Source organism: Arthrobacter sp. GMC3 (assembly GCF_002929305.1).
Taxonomy (GTDB): Bacteria; Actinomycetota; Actinomycetes; order Actinomycetales; family Micrococcaceae; genus Specibacter.
In genome coordinates, this window is sequence record NZ_PJIO01000182.1 from 1 (window position 1) to 502 (window position 502).

Below are 502 nucleotides of genomic sequence, written 5' to 3' on the forward strand. Positions count from 1 at the left end.
GATCTCGTCGGCGGCCGGCATCGGCTTGAGGTTCTTCAGGTGGATGTCCGGGTCTTCGGAGAGCACTACGTCCGGGTTGAGGATGCCGGTGGGGTCGAGCAGGCGCTTGATCTTCCACATCAGCGCGTAGGCTTCGCTGCCCCATTCCAGCTCGACGAAGGGCGCCATGTTGCGGCCGGTGCCGTGTTCGGCCTTGAGCGCGCCGCCGAATTCGACGGCGACCAGCTGCGCCACTTCGCCCATGAAGGCTTCGTAACGGGCGACCTGCGCCGGATCATCGAAGCCCTGGGTGAAGACGAAGTGCAGGTTGCCTTCCAGGGCATGGCCGAAGAGGATCGCCTCGTCATAGCGGTGCTTGTCGAGCAACTCGATCAGGTGATTGACGCCCTCGGCCAGGCGCTCGACGGGGAAGGTGACGTCTTCGATGATCACCGTGGTGCCGGTCTGGCGCACGGCGCCGACTGCCGGGAAGGTGTCCTTGCGGATCTTCCAAAGCTGGTTG

At 64.3% G+C, this 502-nt stretch carries 1 protein-coding gene; it reads right to left on the reverse strand.

Going from position 1 to position 502, the window contains the following annotated elements; all coding sequences use genetic code 11:
• On the reverse strand, positions 1–502 hold a 502-nt coding region (locus CXQ94_RS24205), incomplete at both ends, for an FAD-linked oxidase C-terminal domain-containing protein (RefSeq protein ID WP_368665598.1).